General features: G+C 55.3%; 13 protein-coding genes, 4 tRNA genes and 1 rRNA gene. All 18 read right to left on the bottom strand.

All coding sequences use genetic code 11. The features are described from left to right. Positions 1 to 12: 12 nt before the first annotated feature. Complete coding sequence (rpsG, locus tag CEC48_RS14620) at positions 13 to 483, bottom strand: 30S ribosomal protein S7 (RefSeq protein ID WP_002555493.1); 471 nt, start codon at positions 481 to 483, stop codon at positions 13 to 15. Between the two features lie 118 nt (positions 484 to 601). After that, positions 602 to 973 carry a 30S ribosomal protein S12 gene (gene rpsL / locus CEC48_RS14615; RefSeq protein WP_002555494.1) on the bottom strand — a complete coding sequence of 124 codons (372 nt, stop codon included), beginning with the start codon at positions 971 to 973 and terminating at the stop codon, positions 602 to 604. Positions 974 to 1,189: 216 nt separating this feature from the next. Beyond that, positions 1,190 to 5,389, bottom strand: coding sequence for a DNA-directed RNA polymerase subunit beta' (gene rpoC / locus CEC48_RS14610; protein ID WP_076016467.1), 4,200 nt, complete (start codon positions 5,387 to 5,389; stop codon positions 1,190 to 1,192). Between the two features lie 64 nt (positions 5,390 to 5,453). Continuing rightward, complete coding sequence (rpoB, locus tag CEC48_RS14605) at positions 5,454 to 9,527, bottom strand: DNA-directed RNA polymerase subunit beta (protein WP_076016468.1); 4,074 nt, start codon at positions 9,525 to 9,527, stop codon at positions 5,454 to 5,456. Positions 9,528 to 9,747: 220 nt separating this feature from the next. Then, entirely contained in the window at positions 9,748 to 10,113 is a 366-nt protein-coding gene (gene rplL, locus CEC48_RS14600) for a 50S ribosomal protein L7/L12 (protein WP_088424408.1), read from the bottom strand. 78 nt (positions 10,114 to 10,191) lie between these two features. Next, positions 10,192 to 10,692, bottom strand: a complete 501-nt coding sequence (gene rplJ / locus CEC48_RS14595) for a 50S ribosomal protein L10 (RefSeq protein ID WP_088424407.1) — start codon at positions 10,690 to 10,692, stop codon at positions 10,192 to 10,194. 198 nt (positions 10,693 to 10,890) lie between these two features. Further along, complete coding sequence (gene rplA / locus CEC48_RS14590) at positions 10,891 to 11,586, bottom strand: 50S ribosomal protein L1 (RefSeq protein ID WP_003176434.1); 696 nt, start codon at positions 11,584 to 11,586, stop codon at positions 10,891 to 10,893. Beyond that, positions 11,586 to 12,017: a 50S ribosomal protein L11 gene (rplK, locus tag CEC48_RS14585; RefSeq protein WP_003210097.1), complete on the bottom strand. Its 432-nt coding sequence runs from the start codon at positions 12,015 to 12,017 to the stop codon at positions 11,586 to 11,588. The genes rplA and rplK overlap by 1 nt, the downstream gene beginning before the upstream one ends. Before the next feature lie 117 nt (positions 12,018 to 12,134). Continuing rightward, complete coding sequence (gene nusG / locus CEC48_RS14580) at positions 12,135 to 12,668, bottom strand: transcription termination/antitermination protein NusG (protein ID WP_003176436.1); 534 nt, start codon at positions 12,666 to 12,668, stop codon at positions 12,135 to 12,137. Positions 12,669 to 12,677: 9 nt separating this feature from the next. Then, a complete protein-coding gene (secE, locus tag CEC48_RS14575; protein ID WP_088424406.1) occupies positions 12,678 to 13,046 on the bottom strand; it encodes a preprotein translocase subunit SecE in 369 nt (122 codons plus the stop codon). Positions 13,047 to 13,091: 45 nt separating this feature from the next. Further along, positions 13,092 to 13,167 (bottom strand) — tRNA-Trp (locus CEC48_RS14570). Positions 13,168 to 13,330: 163 nt separating this feature from the next. Next, positions 13,331 to 13,406 (bottom strand) — tRNA-Thr (locus CEC48_RS14565). A gap of 26 nt (positions 13,407 to 13,432) precedes the next feature. Further along, a tRNA-Gly gene (locus tag CEC48_RS14560) sits at positions 13,433 to 13,506 on the bottom strand. Between the two features lie 23 nt (positions 13,507 to 13,529). After that, a tRNA-Tyr gene (locus CEC48_RS14555) sits at positions 13,530 to 13,614 on the bottom strand. 142 nt (positions 13,615 to 13,756) lie between these two features. Further along, positions 13,757 to 14,203 carry a hypothetical protein gene (locus CEC48_RS14550; protein ID WP_088424405.1) on the bottom strand — a complete coding sequence of 149 codons (447 nt, stop codon included), beginning with the start codon at positions 14,201 to 14,203 and terminating at the stop codon, positions 13,757 to 13,759. Positions 14,204 to 14,210: 7 nt separating this feature from the next. Beyond that, a complete protein-coding gene (locus CEC48_RS14545; RefSeq protein ID WP_088424404.1) occupies positions 14,211 to 14,960 on the bottom strand; it encodes a pantothenate kinase in 750 nt (249 codons plus the stop codon). Then, entirely contained in the window at positions 14,950 to 15,909 is a 960-nt protein-coding gene (gene birA / locus CEC48_RS14540; RefSeq protein WP_088424403.1) for a bifunctional biotin--[acetyl-CoA-carboxylase] ligase/biotin operon repressor BirA, read from the bottom strand. The genes CEC48_RS14545 and birA overlap by 11 nt, the downstream gene beginning before the upstream one ends. A 165-nt stretch (positions 15,910 to 16,074) precedes the next feature. Then, positions 16,075 to 16,190 (bottom strand): 5S ribosomal RNA (gene rrf, locus CEC48_RS14535). Positions 16,191 to 16,192 lie beyond the last annotated feature (2 nt).

Raw genomic sequence — 16,192 nt, 5'->3', positions numbered from 1 at the left:
GTGAAGCTAGAATTAGAAGCGGTAGTGCGAGAAAGCTTTGTTAGCTTCAGCCATACGGTGCACGTCTTCACGCTTCTTAACAGCAGCACCTTTACCTTCAGCAGCGTCCAACAGTTCGCCAGCCAAACGCAGGGCCATAGACTTCTCGCCGCGCTTACGGGCGAAGTCTACCAACCAGCGCATTGCCAAAGCGTTACGACGGGACGGGCGAACTTCAACCGGAACCTGGTAAGTAGCACCGCCTACACGGCGCGACTTCACTTCGACCAGCGGAGCGATGGCGTCGAGAGCTTTCTCGAAGATTTCCAGGGGGTCGCTGTTCTTGCGTTCTTTAACCTTTTCCAGCGCGCCATAAACGATACGCTCGGCAACGGCTTTCTTGCCGCTCTCCATCACGTGGTTCATGAACTTGGCCAGAATTTGGCTTCCGTATTTTGGATCGTCAAGCACTTCGCGCTTGGCTGCTACGCGTCTTCTTGGCATGGATAAGCCCTCAAACGGTCTTCAGGTTCGCTCGGAATTAGTGCCCTTTCGGGACGCCTCCGACCTTACTCTTATCGACTCAGAAAATAAGATGATTCAGTTTTACAAAAAGCCGCTACTACTTAGGCTTCTTGGTACCGTACTTCGAACGACCCTGGTTACGACCTTTAACGCCGGAAGTATCCAAGGAGCCGCGTACGGTGTGGTAACGAACACCTGGCAAGTCTTTTACACGACCGCCGCGGATCAGTACCACGCTGTGTTCTTGCAGGTTGTGGCCTTCACCGCCGATGTACGAGGAAACCTCGAAACCGTTGGTCAGGCGCACACGGCATACTTTACGCAGTGCCGAGTTAGGTTTTTTCGGCGTAGTAGTATACACGCGAGTGCATACGCCACGACGTTGCGGGCAGTTCTGCAGCGCAGGCACGTCGGATTTCTCGACGATACGCTTACGCGGCTGACGTACCAGCTGGTTGATAGTTGCCATCTACTAGCTCCACTGTTGTCTTGCGACGCTATTGTCTTGCAAGAAAAGCAAAATGGCAGGAACGAATTCCCGCCAAATTTAGGGGTACAAGAGTCTAAAGAGGATCTTGTCCCCAGTCAAGGCAAGGCCCCGACCTCCCCCTCCATCGAACCGGGACAAATCTGTCTCGATCCGACGAACGGGGCTGCCAGGGCCCGGTCTTATTTACCGCAGAACTCAGTTACCGCTTGAGTTCAGCGCTTCGGTCAGTGCAGCTTCCACTTCACTGGCGCTTACGCGCAGCGGCTTGTCGAGTTCACGGCGACGCTTACGCTCGCTGTGGTAGGCCAAGCCGGTACCGGCCGGGATCAGACGACCCACAACCACGTTTTCTTTCAGGCCGCGCAGGTAATCGCGCTTGCCGGTTACCGCTGCTTCGGTCAGTACACGAGTGGTCTCCTGGAAGGAGGCCGCCGAGATGAACGACTCAGTGGACAACGACGCCTTGGTGATACCCAGCAACACACGAGTGAATTTGGAAACGAATTTCTCGTCGCCAGCCAGACGTTCGTTCTCTACCAGTACGTGAGTCAGTTCCATCTGGTCGCCCTTGATGAAACTCGAATCGCCGGATTCAGCGATTTCAACTTTACGCAGCATCTGACGCAGGATGGTCTCGATGTGCTTATCGTTGATCTTCACGCCTTGCAGACGGTAAACGTCCTGGATCTCGTTAACGATGTACTTGGCCAGCGCACTCACACCCAGCAGACGCAGGATGTCGTGTGGATCGCTCGGGCCGTCGGAGATAACTTCGCCGCGGTTTACCTGTTCGCCTTCGAAGACGTTCAGGTGACGCCACTTCGGAATCAGCTCTTCGTACGGATCGCTACCATCGTTCGGGGTAATGACCAGACGGCGCTTGCCTTTGGTCTCTTTACCGAACGCGATGGTGCCGCTGACTTCAGCCAGAATCGACGCTTCTTTCGGACGACGAGCTTCGAACAAGTCGGCAACACGTGGCAGACCACCGGTGATGTCACGGGTCTTCGAAGTTTCTTGCGGGATACGAGCGATAACATCACCGATCGCGATCTTCGCACCATCCGCAACACCGACCAGGGCGTTGGCTGGCAGGAAGTACTGAGCGATAACGTCAGTGCCTGGCAGCAACAGATCCTTGCCGTTGTCATCAACCATTTTCACAGCAGGACGAATATCTTTGCCTGCTGCTGGACGGTCTTTGGCGTCGAGTACTTCAATGTTGGTCATACCGGTCAATTCGTCAGTCTGACGCTTGATCGTGATGCCTTCTTCCATGCCCACGTAGGTCACGGTACCTTTCATTTCGGTAACGATTGGGTGAGTGTGCGGATCCCACTTGGCCACGATTGCGCCAGCGTCGACCTTGTCACCTTCTTTAACCGAAATCACAGCACCGTACGGCAGCTTGTAACGCTCACGCTCACGACCGTAGTCATCAGCGATTGCCAGCTCACCGGAACGGGACACAGCAACCAGGTGGCCATCCACTCGCTCAACGTGCTTCAGGTTGTGCAGACGGACGGTACCGCCATTCTTCACCTGAACGCTGTCGGCTGCGGAGGTCCGGCTTGCCGCACCACCGATGTGGAACGTACGCATGGTCAGCTGGGTACCCGGCTCACCGATGGACTGGGCAGCGATAACGCCGACCGCTTCACCGATGTTCACCTGGTGACCACGAGCCAAGTCACGGCCGTAGCACTTGGCGCAAATGCCGTAGCGGGTTTCGCAACTGATCGGCGAGCGAACAATCACTTCGTCGATGCTGTTGAGTTCAATGAACTCGACCCACTTCTCGTCTACCAAGGTGCCAGCAGGAACGATGATTTCCTCGGTGCCTGGCTTGAATACGTCACGGGCGATTACTCGACCCAGTACGCGCTCACCCAACGGCTCTACAACGTCGCCGCCTTCGATGTGCGGAGTCATCAGCAGACCGTGTTCGGTACCGCAGTCAACTTCAGTCACAACCAAGTCTTGCGCAACGTCTACCAGACGACGAGTCAGGTAACCGGAGTTAGCGGTTTTCAACGCGGTATCCGCCAGACCTTTACGAGCACCGTGAGTCGAGATGAAGTACTGAAGTACGCTCAAACCTTCACGGAAGTTCGCAGTAATCGGCGTTTCGATGATGGAACCGTCCGGCTTGGCCATCAGGCCACGCATACCGGCGAGCTGACGGATCTGCGCAGCAGAACCCCGTGCGCCCGAGTCGGCCATCATGTACATCGAGTTGAACGACTCTTGATCGACTTCTACGCCATGACGGTCGATAACGCGCTCTTTCGAGAGGTTCGACATCATCGCCTTCGACACTTCGTCGTTGGCCTTGGACCAAAGGTCGATCACTTTGTTGTACTTCTCGCCCTGGGTTACCAGGCCGGAGGCGTACTGGCTTTCGATCTCTTTCACTTCATCGGTAGCAGCACCGATGATGGCGGCTTTCTCGTCCGGGATAACGAAGTCGTTAACACCGATGGAAACGCCGGAAATGGTCGAATAAGCAAAACCGGTGTACATCAACTGGTCAGCGAAGATAACGGTCTCTTTCAAACCAACCACGCGGTAGCACTGGTTGATCAGCTTGGAGATCGCCTTTTTCTTCATTGGCTGGTTGACTACATCGTACGACAGGCCAGGTGGAACAACCTGGAACAACAGCGCACGGCCGACAGTGGTGTCGACGATACGGGTGTTCTTGACGCTGCCACCGTCACGATCGTTGATGGTTTCGTGGATGCGCACTTTAACCTTTGCATGCAGTGCGGCTTCGCCGGCACGGAACACACGGTCAACTTCCTGCAGATCCGCGAACACACGACCTTCGCCCTTGGCGTTGATCGCTTCACGAGTCATGTAGTACAGACCCAATACAACGTCCTGCGACGGAACGATGATTGGCTCACCGTTGGCTGGCGACAGAATGTTGTTGGTCGACATCATCAACGCACGCGCTTCCAACTGGGCTTCCAGTGTCAGCGGTACGTGCACGGCCATTTGGTCGCCGTCGAAGTCGGCGTTGTACGCAGCACAGACCAGAGGGTGCAGCTGGATAGCCTTACCTTCGATCAGTACCGGTTCAAACGCCTGGATACCCAGACGGTGAAGGGTCGGTGCACGGTTGAGGAGAACCGGGTGTTCACGGATCACTTCAGCGAGAACGTCCCAAACCTCTGGCAGTTCGCGCTCGACCATTTTCTTGGCAGCTTTGATGGTGGTCGCCAGACCACGCATTTCCAGCTTGCCGAAAATGAACGGCTTGAACAGCTCGAGAGCCATCTTCTTCGGCAGACCGCACTGGTGCAGACGCAGGGTCGGGCCTACGGTAATTACCGAACGACCGGAGTAGTCAACACGCTTACCGAGCAAGTTCTGACGGAAACGACCTTGCTTACCCTTGATCATGTCAGCCAAGGATTTCAGAGGACGCTTGTTGGAACCGGTGATAGCGCGGCCACGACGACCGTTGTCGAGCAGGGCATCGACAGCTTCTTGCAACATACGCTTTTCGTTGCGCACGATGATGTCCGGAGCGGACAGATCGAGCAGACGCTTCAAGCGGTTGTTACGGTTGATCACGCGACGGTACAGGTCGTTGAGGTCGGAAGTCGCGAAGCGACCGCCATCCAACGGTACCAGCGGACGCAGGTCTGGCGGCAGAACCGGCAGAACGGTCAGCACCATCCACTCTGGCAAGTTGCCGGAACCCTGGAAGGCCTCCATCAACTTCAGACGCTTGGACAGCTTCTTGATCTTGGTTTCGGAGTTGGTTTGCGGAATTTCTTCACGCAGACGGCCAATCTCGTGTTCCAGGTCGATAGCGTGCAGCAGTTCGCGGACAGCTTCGGCACCCATGCGGGCATCGAAATCGTCGCCGAACTCTTCCAGCGCTTCGAAGTACTGCTCGTCGTTGAGCAACTGACCTTTTTCAAGGGTGGTCATGCCTGGATCGATAACGACATAGCTCTCGAAGTAGAGAACGCGTTCGATATCACGCAGGGTCATGTCCATCAGCAAGCCGATACGGGACGGCAGCGATTTCAGGAACCAGATGTGGGCAACCGGCGAAGCCAGTTCGATGTGCGCCATGCGCTCACGACGAACCTTGGCCAGTGCAACTTCAACGCCGCACTTCTCGCAGATCACACCACGGTGCTTCAAGCGCTTGTACTTACCGCACAGGCACTCGTAATCCTTTACCGGGCCAAAGATCTTGGCGCAGAACAGGCCGTCACGTTCTGGTTTGAACGTACGGTAGTTGATGGTTTCCGGCTTTTTAACTTCACCGAACGACCACGAACGGATCATCTCAGGCGATGCCAATCCAATACGGATGGCGTCGAACTCTTCGACTTGACCCTGGTTTTTCAGCAAATTCAGTAGGTCTTTCAAGGCCTTTCCTCCTGGCGGAGCAGAGAGCGGGCTAAACAGCCCCGCTCTCGATTCGCGTCACGTGTTATTCGGTTTCCAGATCGATATCGATGCCGAGGGAACGAATTTCTTTGATCAACACGTTGAAGGACTCGGGCATGCCCGGCTCCATACGGTGATCGCCGTCCACGATGTTTTTGTACATCTTGGTCCGACCGTTCACATCGTCCGACTTCACTGTGAGCATTTCTTGCAGAGTGTAAGCAGCACCGTATGCTTCCAGTGCCCAGACCTCCATCTCCCCGAAACGCTGACCACCGAACTGAGCCTTACCACCCAGCGGCTGCTGGGTAACCAGGCTGTACGAACCGGTAGAACGAGCGTGCATCTTGTCGTCTACCAAGTGGTTCAGCTTCAGCATGTACATGTAGCCAACAGTAACCGGGCGCTCAAACTTGTTGCCGGTACGGCCGTCGAACAGCTGCATCTGGCCGCTTTCTGGCAAGTCTGCCAGTTTCAGCATGGCCTTGATTTCGCTTTCCTTGGCACCGTCGAACACCGGGGTAGCCATTGGAACGCCGCCGCGCAGGTTCTTCGCCAGATCCAGGATTTCCTGGTCGGTGAAGGTGTCCAGCTCTTCGTTGCGACCGCCGATCTCGTTGTAGATCTCGTGCAGGAACTTACGCAGGTCTGCGACCTTGCGCTGCTCTTCGATCATACGATTGATCTTCTCGCCCAGACCTTTGGCCGCGAGGCCCAGGTGGGTTTCGAGGATCTGACCAACGTTCATACGCGAAGGTACGCCCAACGGGTTGAGGACGACGTCGACCGGTGTGCCATTGGCATCGTGCGGCATGTCTTCAACCGGCATGATCACGGAGACCACACCTTTGTTACCGTGACGACCGGCCATCTTGTCGCCCGGCTGGATGCGGCGACGGATTGCCAGGTAAACCTTGACGATTTTCAGCACGCCTGGAGCAAGGTCATCGCCCTGCTGCAGTTTGCGCTTCTTGTCTTCGAACTTGTCGTCCAGCAGACGGCGACGATCAACGATGTAGGCCTGAGCCTTCTCGAGCTGCTCGTTCAGAGCATCTTCAGCCATGCGCAGTTTGAACCACTGGCCGTGCTCAAGACCGTCGAGTACTTCGTCGGTGATGTCCTGACCTTTCTTCAGGCCTGCGCCGCCTTCAGCCTTGTGGCCTACCAGTGCGGAACGCAGACGCTCGAAGGTCGCGCCTTCAACGATACGGAACTCTTCGTTCAGGTCCTTGCGGATCTCGTCGAGTTGGGTCTTCTCGATGGACAGTGCACGAGCATCACGCTCAACGCCGTCACGGGTGAAGACCTGTACGTCGATGACAGTGCCCTTGGTACCGGTAGGTACGCGCAGGGAAGTGTCTTTAACGTCGCTGGCTTTTTCACCGAAGATGGCACGCAACAGCTTCTCTTCCGGAGTCAGCTGGGTCTCGCCTTTCGGGGTGACCTTACCAACCAGGATGTCGCCTGCGCCAACTTCAGCACCTACGTAAACGATACCGGCTTCGTCCAGCTTGTTCAGTGCAGCTTCACCCACGTTCGGGATGTCTGCAGTGATTTCCTCTGGCCCAAGCTTGGTGTCACGCGCCACACAGGTCAGTTCCTGAATGTGGATCGTGGTGAAGCGATCTTCCTGAACCACACGCTCGGACAGGCAGATGGAGTCTTCGAAGTTGTAACCGTTCCAGGCCATGAACGCGATGCGCATGTTCTGACCCAGTGCCAGCTCACCCATATCGGTGGACGGACCGTCTGCCATGATGTCGCTGCGCTGAACCCGATCACCCTTGCTCACCAGCGGACGCTGGTTGATGCAGGTGTTCTGGTTGGAGCGGGTGTATTTGGTCAGGTTGTAGATGTCGACACCGGCTTCGCCAGTTTCAACTTCGTCATCGGCAACACGAACCACGATACGGCTGGCATCAACGGAGTCGATCACGCCGCCACGACGAGCCACGACGCAAACGCCGGAGTCACGGGCTACGTTACGCTCCATGCCAGTACCTACCAGCGGCTTGTCAGCGCGCAGGGTGGGTACAGCTTGACGCTGCATGTTGGAACCCATCAACGCACGGTTGGCGTCATCGTGTTCCAGGAACGGGATCAACGACGCTGCAACCGAAACTACCTGCTTCGGCGACACGTCCATCAAGGTGACGTCTTCCGGCGCCTTGACGGTGAACTCGTTCAAGTGACGAACAGCTACCAGCTCGTCGATCAGCATTTTCTTGTCGTTCATCGTGGCCGAAGCCTGAGCGATCACGTGATCAGCTTCTTCGATGGCAGACAGGAACACGATCTCGTCGGTGACCAGTGCGTCTTTCACCACACGGTACGGGCTCTCGAGGAAACCGTACTGGTTGGTGCGCGCATAAGCGGCCAGGGAGTTGATCAGGCCGATGTTCGGACCTTCCGGCGTTTCAATTGGGCACACACGACCGTAGTGAGTCGGGTGTACGTCACGAACTTCAAAGCCTGCACGCTCACGAGTCAGACCGCCCGGGCCCAGTGCGGAAACACGGCGCTTGTGGGTGATCTCGGAGAGCGGGTTGTTCTGGTCCATGAACTGCGAGAGCTGGCTGGAACCGAAGAACTCTTTCACCGCTGCAGCCACTGGCTTGGCGTTGATCAGGTCTTGCGGCATCAAGCCTTCGCTTTCAGCCATCGACAGACGCTCTTTGACCGCACGCTCAACACGTACCAGGCCAACACGGAACTGGTTCTCGGCCATTTCGCCTACACAGCGAACACGACGGTTACCCAGGTGGTCGATGTCATCGACGATGCCTTTACCGTTACGGATGTCGACCAGGGTCTTCAGTACCGCGACGATGTCTTCCTTGCACAACACGCCCGAACCTTCGATCTCGGTACGACCGATACGACGGTTGAACTTCATCCGGCCGACCGCAGACAGGTCATAGCGCTCAGGGCTGAAGAATAGGTTGTTAAACAGGGTTTCGGCAGCGTCTTTGGTTGGTGGCTCGCCAGGACGCATCATGCGATAGATCTCGACCAGCGCTTCCAATTGGTTGCTGGTGGAGTCGATCTTCAGGGTGTCGGAGACGAACGGACCGCAGTCGATGTCGTTGGTGTACAGGGTCTCGATGCGAACAACCTGGGACTTGGCGATCTTGCCCAGAATCTCAGTGTTCAGCTCGGTGTTGCATTCAGCCAGGATTTCGCCGGTGGCCGGGTGCACGATGACCTTGGCGGTGGTGCGACCCAGGACGTAGTCCAGAGGCACTTCCAGCGTCTTGATACCGGCCTTTTCGATCTGGTTGATGTGGCGCGCGGTAATACGGCGGCCGGCTTCAACGATGACCTTGCCTTTTTCGTCCTGGATATCCAGAACGGCAATCTCACCGCGCAGGCGCTGAGGCACCAGTTCCAGACTCAGGGTTTCGCCACTCACGTGGAATACGTTAGTGGTGTAGAAGGCATCCAGCACTTGCTCAGTGGTATAGCCGAGCGCACGCAGCAGGACCGAGGCCGGCAGCTTGCGACGACGGTCGATACGTACGAACACGCAGTCTTTCGGGTCGAACTCGAAGTCCAACCACGAACCACGGTACGGAATGATCCGCGCGGAGTACAGGAGCTTGCCGGAGCTGTGCGTTTTGCCGCGGTCGTGGTCGAAGAACACGCCCGGGGAACGGTGCAGCTGGGAAACGATAACACGCTCGGTACCATTGATAACGAAGGTACCGTTCTCAGTCATCAGGGGGATTTCACCCATGTAGACTTCTTGCTCTTTGATGTCCTTGATCGCTTTGTTCGACGACTCTTTGTCGAAAATGATCAGACGGACTTTTACCCGCAAAGGTACGGCGTACGTAACACCGCGCAACACGCATTCTTTGACATCAAATGCCGGTTCGCCCAGGCGATAACCGACGTACTCCAGCGCAGCATTGCCGGAGTAGCTGATGATCGGGAAAACGGATTTGAAGGCCGCATGCAGGCCCACGTCGCGGAACTGATCTTTGGTCGCTCCCGCCTGCAAGAATTCACGATACGAATCCAGCTGGATAGCCAGAAGGTACGGGACATCCATGACGTCCGGCAACTTGCTAAAGTCCTTGCGGATACGTTTTTTCTCAGTATATGAGTAAGCCATCAGCGTTCCCCAGCTTGGTCACCTGCTTGTTTGGCCCCTCCCGACGGGAGCAGCCAGAAAATCTTGCAAACCCCATGGTTTGCGCCACCGCATCGGGTGGTTACAACGCGTTAGAGGCGACGACCGAGTCGATTGCCAATAACGGAAAAAGGCCGGTGGCAAGAGCCACCAGCCATCAGCCTTCAGCTTAACGCTTGGGCTGGAGACGCAAGGTCGATGCTTACTTCAGCTCGACTTTAGCGCCTGCTTCTTCCAGAGCAGCCTTGGCTTTGTCAGCTGCGTCTTTCGCAACAGCTTCCAGAACCATGCTTGGAGCAGCGTCAACTACAGCCTTGGCTTCTTTCAGGCCCAGACCGGTCAGTTCACGTACTGCCTTGATCACGTTTACTTTCTTCTCGCCGGATTCCAACAGCATAACGTTGAATTCGGTTTGCTCTTCAGCAACAGCAGCAACAGCGGCTGGGCCAGCGGAAGCAGCGGCAGCGGAAACGCCGAATTTTTCTTCGAAAGCTTTGATCAGCTCAACAACCTGCAGAACCGACATTTCAGCTACGGCGTTGAGGATATCGTCTTGGGAGATAGACATTGCTGTAATTCCTGAATTGGGGGACGGCCTACGCGGCCATCGAAATAAACAAAAATACGCGAGAGGAAGTGCTCAGCCTTAGGCTGCGGCAGCTTCTTTTTGCTCGCGAACTGCGGCCAGAGTACGAGCCAACTTGCTGGTAGCGCCTTGAATCACGCTCATCAGCTGAGAAATAGCTTCGTTACGGGTCGGCAGTGTTGCCAGTACGTCGATTTGGTTAGCTGCGAGGAACTTGCCCTCGAACGCAGCTGCCTTGATCTCGAACTTGTCGTTACCCTTAGCGAATTCCTTGAACAAACGGGCAGCAGCGCCTGGATGATCGGTGGAGAACGCAATCAGAGTCGGGCCAGTGAACACGTCGTTGAGGACACTGTATTCAGTGTCAGCAACAGCGCGCTTGAGCAAGGTGTTACGTACAACACGTACGTACACGCCAGCTTCACGAGCCTCTTTACGGAGTCCGGTCATAGCGCTTACTGTCACACCACGGGCATCAGCCACGACAGCGGACAGAGCAGCTTTGGCAGCCTCGTTGACTTCAGCGACGATGGCCTTCTTGTCTTCGAGATTAATTGCCACGGGTTTAACTCCTGCTTGTTACCGTTTCATCTGGCCTGGGCCGGATGTCGTTTTGGTGTCTGATTCGGTAAGGAACCGGGAGCACCATCTGCGTAGGCTGGTGGTTTAAGACTTGCGTCGCCTACGGTCTTGGATAGCCCCCGCCAGGCAGGGACCCCAATCTTTCAACTGGCGCAATTACTTGCACCAATTTGTGTCTTATACGTCCAGCGAGCCTTGGTCGATGACCAGACCTGGGCCCATAGTGGTGCTCAGGGTAACGCGCTTGACGTAGATACCTTTCGAGGAAGCTGGCTTGATACGCTTCAGATCAGCGATCAGGGCTTCAACGTTTTCCTTCAGCTTGACGGCATCAAAGCCGACTTTGCCAACGGAGGTGTGAATGATGCCGTTTTTGTCGGTGCGATAACGAACCTGACCAGCCTTGGCGTTTTTAACCGCGGTAGCTACGTCTGGAGTTACGGTGCCAACTTTAGGGTTAGGCATCAGACCACGTGGACCGAGGATCTGACCCAACTGACCTACAACGCGCATTGCATCCGGGGAAGCAATTACGACGTCATAGTTCAGGTCGCCGCCTTTCATTTCGGCAGCCAGGTCGTCCATGCCAACGCGATCGGCGCCGGCGGCCAGAGCAGCTTCAGCTGCTGGGCCTTGGGTGAAGACAGCTACACGTACAGTCTTGCCAGTACCGTGTGGCAGCACAGTAGCGCTACGAACGACCTGGTCGGATTTACGTGGGTCAACGCCCAGGTTTACAGCAACGTCAACAGACTCGCTGAACTTGACAGTCGACAGCTCGGTCAGCAGAGCAGCAGCGTCTACAAAGTTGTAGGACTTGCCCGCTTCGATTTTACCGGCGATAGCCTTTTGGCGCTTGGTCAGCTTAGCCATTACACACCCTCCACGTTAAGGCCCATGCTACGAGCAGAACCGGCGATGGTACGCACGGCTGCATCCATATCAGCTGCAGTCAGATCCGCGTTTTTGGTTTTCGCGATTTCTTCCAGCTGAGCACGGGTCACAGTGCCAACCTTAACGGTGTTAGGACGAGCGGAACCGCTAGTCAGACCAGCAGCTTTCTTCAACAGAACCGAAGCCGGGGTCGACTTGGTTTCGAAGGTGAAGCTACGGTCGCTGTATACAGTGATGATCACTGGAGTCGGCAGACCTGGCTCAATACCCTGAGTACGGGCGTTGAAGGCCTTGCAGAATTCCATGATGTTCACGCCGTGCTGACCCAGAGCTGGACCAACAGGTGGGCTTGGGTTGGCCTGAGCGGCCTTCACTTGCAGCTTGATGTAAGCGGTAATCTTCTTGGCCATGAGGCACTCCAATTACGGGTTCGAACGCCTCGAAAGGCTCCCCGGTTACTTGCGCGTTTATCCCAGTGACGACAAAACCCCACAGCCTAAGGCTGCGGGGTTGGGATGCTTGCTCAGCTAGACTTTTTCGACCTGGCTGAACTCTAGCTCTACCGGAGTAGAGCGACCGAAAATGAGCACTGCCACTTGGATCCGGCTCTTTTCGTAGTTAACTTCTTCGACAGTGCCGTTAAAATCTGCAAACGGACCATCTGTGACACGAACAACCTCACCCGGCTCGAACAACGTCTTCGGCTTGGGCTTGTCGCTGCCGTCAGCAACACGACGCAGAATTGCTTCTGCTTCTTTGTCGGTGATCGGAGCAGGTTTATCAGCGGTACCGCCGATGAAACCCATGACGCGAGGAGTGTCCTTGACCAAGTGCCAAGTACCCTCATTCATGTCCATTTGAACCAGCACGTAGCCAGGGAAGAACTTGCGCTCGCTTTTGCGTTTCTGGCCATTACGCATTTCAACCACTTCTTCAGTGGGAACCAGAATTTCGCCGAAGCCATCTTCCATGCCTGCCAGCTTTACGCGCTCTAGCAAAGAGCGCATGACATGCTTCTCGTAACCCGAGTAAGCATGCACAACGTACCAACGCTTAGCCACGGGACACCCTTAGCCAACAATCAAGGAAACAAGCCAGCCGAGCAGGGAATCAAGACCCCACAACAGCAACGCCATAACCAGAACAACAGCTACCACAATCAACGTGGTCTGCGTGGTTTCTTGGCGAGTCGGCCAAACGACTTTACGGATCTCGGTACGAGCTTCCTTTACCAAGACCGCAAACGACTTGCCTTTGGCAGTCTGCAGGCCAACAAAGGCAGCAGCAGCAGCAAGGGCGAGCAATGCGAGGACGCGGTACAGGATCGGCGACGCAGAGTAGTACTGGTTGCCGACAACGCCTACGACCACAATAGCGACTACTACAAGCCACTTGAGCAGATCGAAGCGAGAGCCTTGAGCTTCAGCCTTAGGAGTCATCTATGAAGATCCTGTGAAAAGAAAGCCAGACACACCAAGTGAATCTGGCAGGTCAGGAGGGAATCGAACCCCCAACCTACGGTTTTGGAGACCGTCGCTCTGCCAATTGAGCTACTGACCTAAAACAAAATCAGGCCGACAATTATGCCGATCTGAAAAAGACTTTACAACAACAAACCCCTGCAGACCCCGAACCTACCCAAACAAAATCACGAGAGAGAGTAGAATCAATCAGAGGCAGCTGTTAAAACAAAGGCAGATATTTTCATATCTGCCTTGTTATATGGAGCTCTTGAGCGGATTTGAACCGCTGACCTCACCCTTACCAAGGGTGTGCTCTACCAACTGAGCTACAAGAGCAAAACAATCTGCACAACCTGCAAACTTGGAGCGGGTAGCGGGAATCGAACCCGCATCATCAGCTTGGAAGGCTGAGGTTCTACCACTAAACTATACCCGCGGAGCTTGCAGCTCACGCTAAAATGGTGGAGGGGGAAGGATTCGAACCTTCGAAGTCGTAGACGTCAGATTTACAGTCTGATCCCTTTGGCCGCTCGGGAACCCCTCCTAAGCGAGCCGGCATTCTACATCATGCCAGCCTTCTGTCAAGCATTTTCTCATTAAAAATATGAGGTTAGCTGCATTGACCGTTGCTTCACCCTGTCGACCCAAGAGGTCTTCACTGCGAAGCGGGCGCCATTCTATGCAAACTATTCGAAGGTTGCAATGCCTTCGCACGGCATTATTTTATGTTTTAACTCATTGAATTCATTAGCAAGGTTTTCAAAGGGCAGATCATCGGCCAGGCGCCTGCTTTCAGGGGCTACTCGCAGCCAGTATCCAGAAGCATCAGGCAGGTTCAGAGATTGCAGTTTGACCTTGATGTCCAGGCTTGTGAGGCGCTGCTCAACGGACTGAACCTCTTTCTGATCGGCCAGGCCACCGATGTACAGGCACGTAGCCGGTGCTTCAGGCGCCTTCCCCCTGTCTCGCCGCACCATCGCGTCAGCCGATTCGCTTAACAGCCGGATATCTTGCTGAGAGCCACGATAGAGAGCCAAAGGCGTGACGTCTTTAGCGCGCAGAGGGGCTTCCTGTTGATGCCAGATGTAATAGAAGACATTGAGGACCAGCAAAAGCAGAAACAGCCAACGCATAAAAACCTCAGGACAAAGGGCACGCCATCGCCAAGCCAACAAAAACGAGATCAGGGACGAGCCTTCCGTGAGGCACCGCATCCGCCACCAGCTCAGCATCTCCACCGGTAAGGAAGACAGTGAAATCGCCCCCCCAATAGCTACGAGCCAACTCCAACTGAGTGAGCACAAACCCTCTCAGCATGAGCGTGCAGCCGCGCTCTACCGCCTCTACGGTTGTGCGGCCCGGAGACAGGGCCTCAAGGGCACGCTCAGCGGCAATATCGTCATAGCGTATTTTGCGGGTATGCGTTCGAAGCTGGTTACGCATCAGCGGCATACCGGGACAAATAAAGCCTCCCAGGTGCTCACCGTCCGCAGCAATGAAGTCTGCTGTTGCTGCGGTACCAAAATCGAGTACCAGGCACGCGCCCGACGCCAACTGAAAACCGCCCAACATAGCTAGCCAGCGATCCAGGCCCAGGCGTTCGAAGTCTTCATACCCGTTCCGGACCCCGCCCATCTGCCTTGCTGCAGCAGCACAGAGGACTTTGACGCCAAACGCCTCTACCAGGGTAGCGACCAGTTGATTCGTCTCATCGGAGGCACGAACACTCACCAGACGACAATCCTTTAAGGCGAGCCCCGTGAGCGCGAACAGGCTGTCGATCAGAGAGGCATCCGATCCAACGACGCCTTCTGCAAAGATGCGCGCCCTATCCGACTCGAGCACCCGCCATTTGATAAAGCTATTCCCACAGTCGAGCTCAAGAATCATCACGCAACCTCAGGCTTAGCTCACCACCGCTATATACTTTCTCAACACCATCCACTCTCAACCGTAACGCGCCCTGCCCGTCAATCCCCAATACCACTCCGTCAATCTGATTCACACCTGCGATGAGCGATACAGGTCGACCCTGCCATAAATGATTCTGCTCCCATTCACCCTGGATAGTGGAAAAGCCGGAAGCCTGGTGGCGATCAAGATAAGCCTGCAGTTGCACGCCCAGACGCGCTACCAGGTAGTTACGATCAACAGCGCTACCGGTCTCCAGCTGTACAGAGGTCCATTGCTGATCGACCTCATCCGCCTTCTGCATGTTCACATTAATGCCGATACCCAGGACGACATGGCAAACATCGGCGGGATCACCGACCAGCTCCAGAAGAATCCCGGCGATCTTTTTCTTCCCCACCAAAACGTCATTTGGCCACTTCAACCCGGCATTGCGAACACCTGCATCCCGCAGCGCCTGCATAACCGCCAATCCGACTACCAGGCTTAGGCCCTCCAGCTGGCGCATACCGCCCTCGATACGCAACACAAGGCTGTAGTAGACGTTTTGAGCGAAAGGACTGATCCACTTTCGCCCTCGCCTCCCCCTGCCAGCAGTCTGCTGCTCTGAAAGCACAAGAAACGGCGCAGTGCGGCCCGCCTCGATAAGACGCAATGCCTCGGCATTGGTAGAGTCAATGGAGTCAGAGATATGAATAGGCCATGCAGGAGCCGGCACATGCTGAGCAATTTCATCAGCATTTAACAACACCAGAGGCGACGCCAGCTGATACCCCCTGCCGCGGACTTTATGGATAGGTAGATTCAATTCCGCCTCGAGATGCTGAAGCTGCTTCCATACAGCACTGCGACTGACCCCCAAGGCAGCACCAAGCGCTTCCCCGGAGTGGAATCGACCATCTTTTAGAAGTTTCAACAACGTCAGCATGCAAGTCTCGCCTCACAATGAGGCAGGCATGATAGCCATGCATAAGGCCATTGCATAGAAAGGCAGGACTTTAGCATTGAAGATGCCCGAAGACCGTCGCCATACTTTCGACCGCCCAAAACAAAACCCCTGATTGCGTTAGCAATCAGGGGTTTCGGAATTTAATCTTGACGATGACCTACTCTCACATGGGGAAACCCCACACTACCATCGGCGATGCATCGTTTCACTGCTGAGTTCGGGATGGGATCAGGTGGTTCCAATGCTCTATGGTCGTCAAGAA

It is taken from the genome of Pseudomonas sp. K2I15 (genome assembly GCF_002204795.1).
Lineage (GTDB): Bacteria > Pseudomonadota > Gammaproteobacteria > Pseudomonadales > Pseudomonadaceae > Aquipseudomonas.
The sequence above is the reverse complement of the archived record's forward strand: the minus strand, read 5'-3'. Positions and strand labels throughout refer to the sequence as shown.

Excerpts from the sequence above, each read along its gene's own strand:
- birA (WP_088424403.1), bottom strand. The coding sequence starts at position 15,909 with ATGCTGACGTTGTTGAAACTTCTAAAAGATGGTCGATTCCACTCCGGG.
- CEC48_RS14545 (WP_088424404.1), bottom strand. The coding sequence starts at position 14,960 with ATGATTCTTGAGCTCGACTGTGGGAATAGCTTTATCAAATGGCGGGTG.
- rpsL (WP_002555494.1), bottom strand. The coding sequence starts at position 973 with ATGGCAACTATCAACCAGCTGGTACGTCAGCCGCGTAAGCGTATCGTC.
- rplL (WP_088424408.1), bottom strand. The coding sequence starts at position 10,113 with ATGTCTATCTCCCAAGACGATATCCTCAACGCCGTAGCTGAAATGTCG.
- rplK (WP_003210097.1), bottom strand. The coding sequence starts at position 12,017 with ATGGCCAAGAAGATTACCGCTTACATCAAGCTGCAAGTGAAGGCCGCT.
- rpsG (WP_002555493.1), bottom strand. The coding sequence starts at position 483 with ATGCCAAGAAGACGCGTAGCAGCCAAGCGCGAAGTGCTTGACGATCCA.
- secE (WP_088424406.1), bottom strand. The coding sequence starts at position 13,046 with ATGACTCCTAAGGCTGAAGCTCAAGGCTCTCGCTTCGATCTGCTCAAG.
- rplA (WP_003176434.1), bottom strand. The coding sequence starts at position 11,586 with ATGGCTAAGCTGACCAAGCGCCAAAAGGCTATCGCCGGTAAAATCGAA.
- rpoB (WP_076016468.1), bottom strand. The coding sequence starts at position 9,527 with ATGGCTTACTCATATACTGAGAAAAAACGTATCCGCAAGGACTTTAGC.
- CEC48_RS14550 (WP_088424405.1), bottom strand. The coding sequence starts at position 14,203 with ATGCGTTGGCTGTTTCTGCTTTTGCTGGTCCTCAATGTCTTCTATTAC.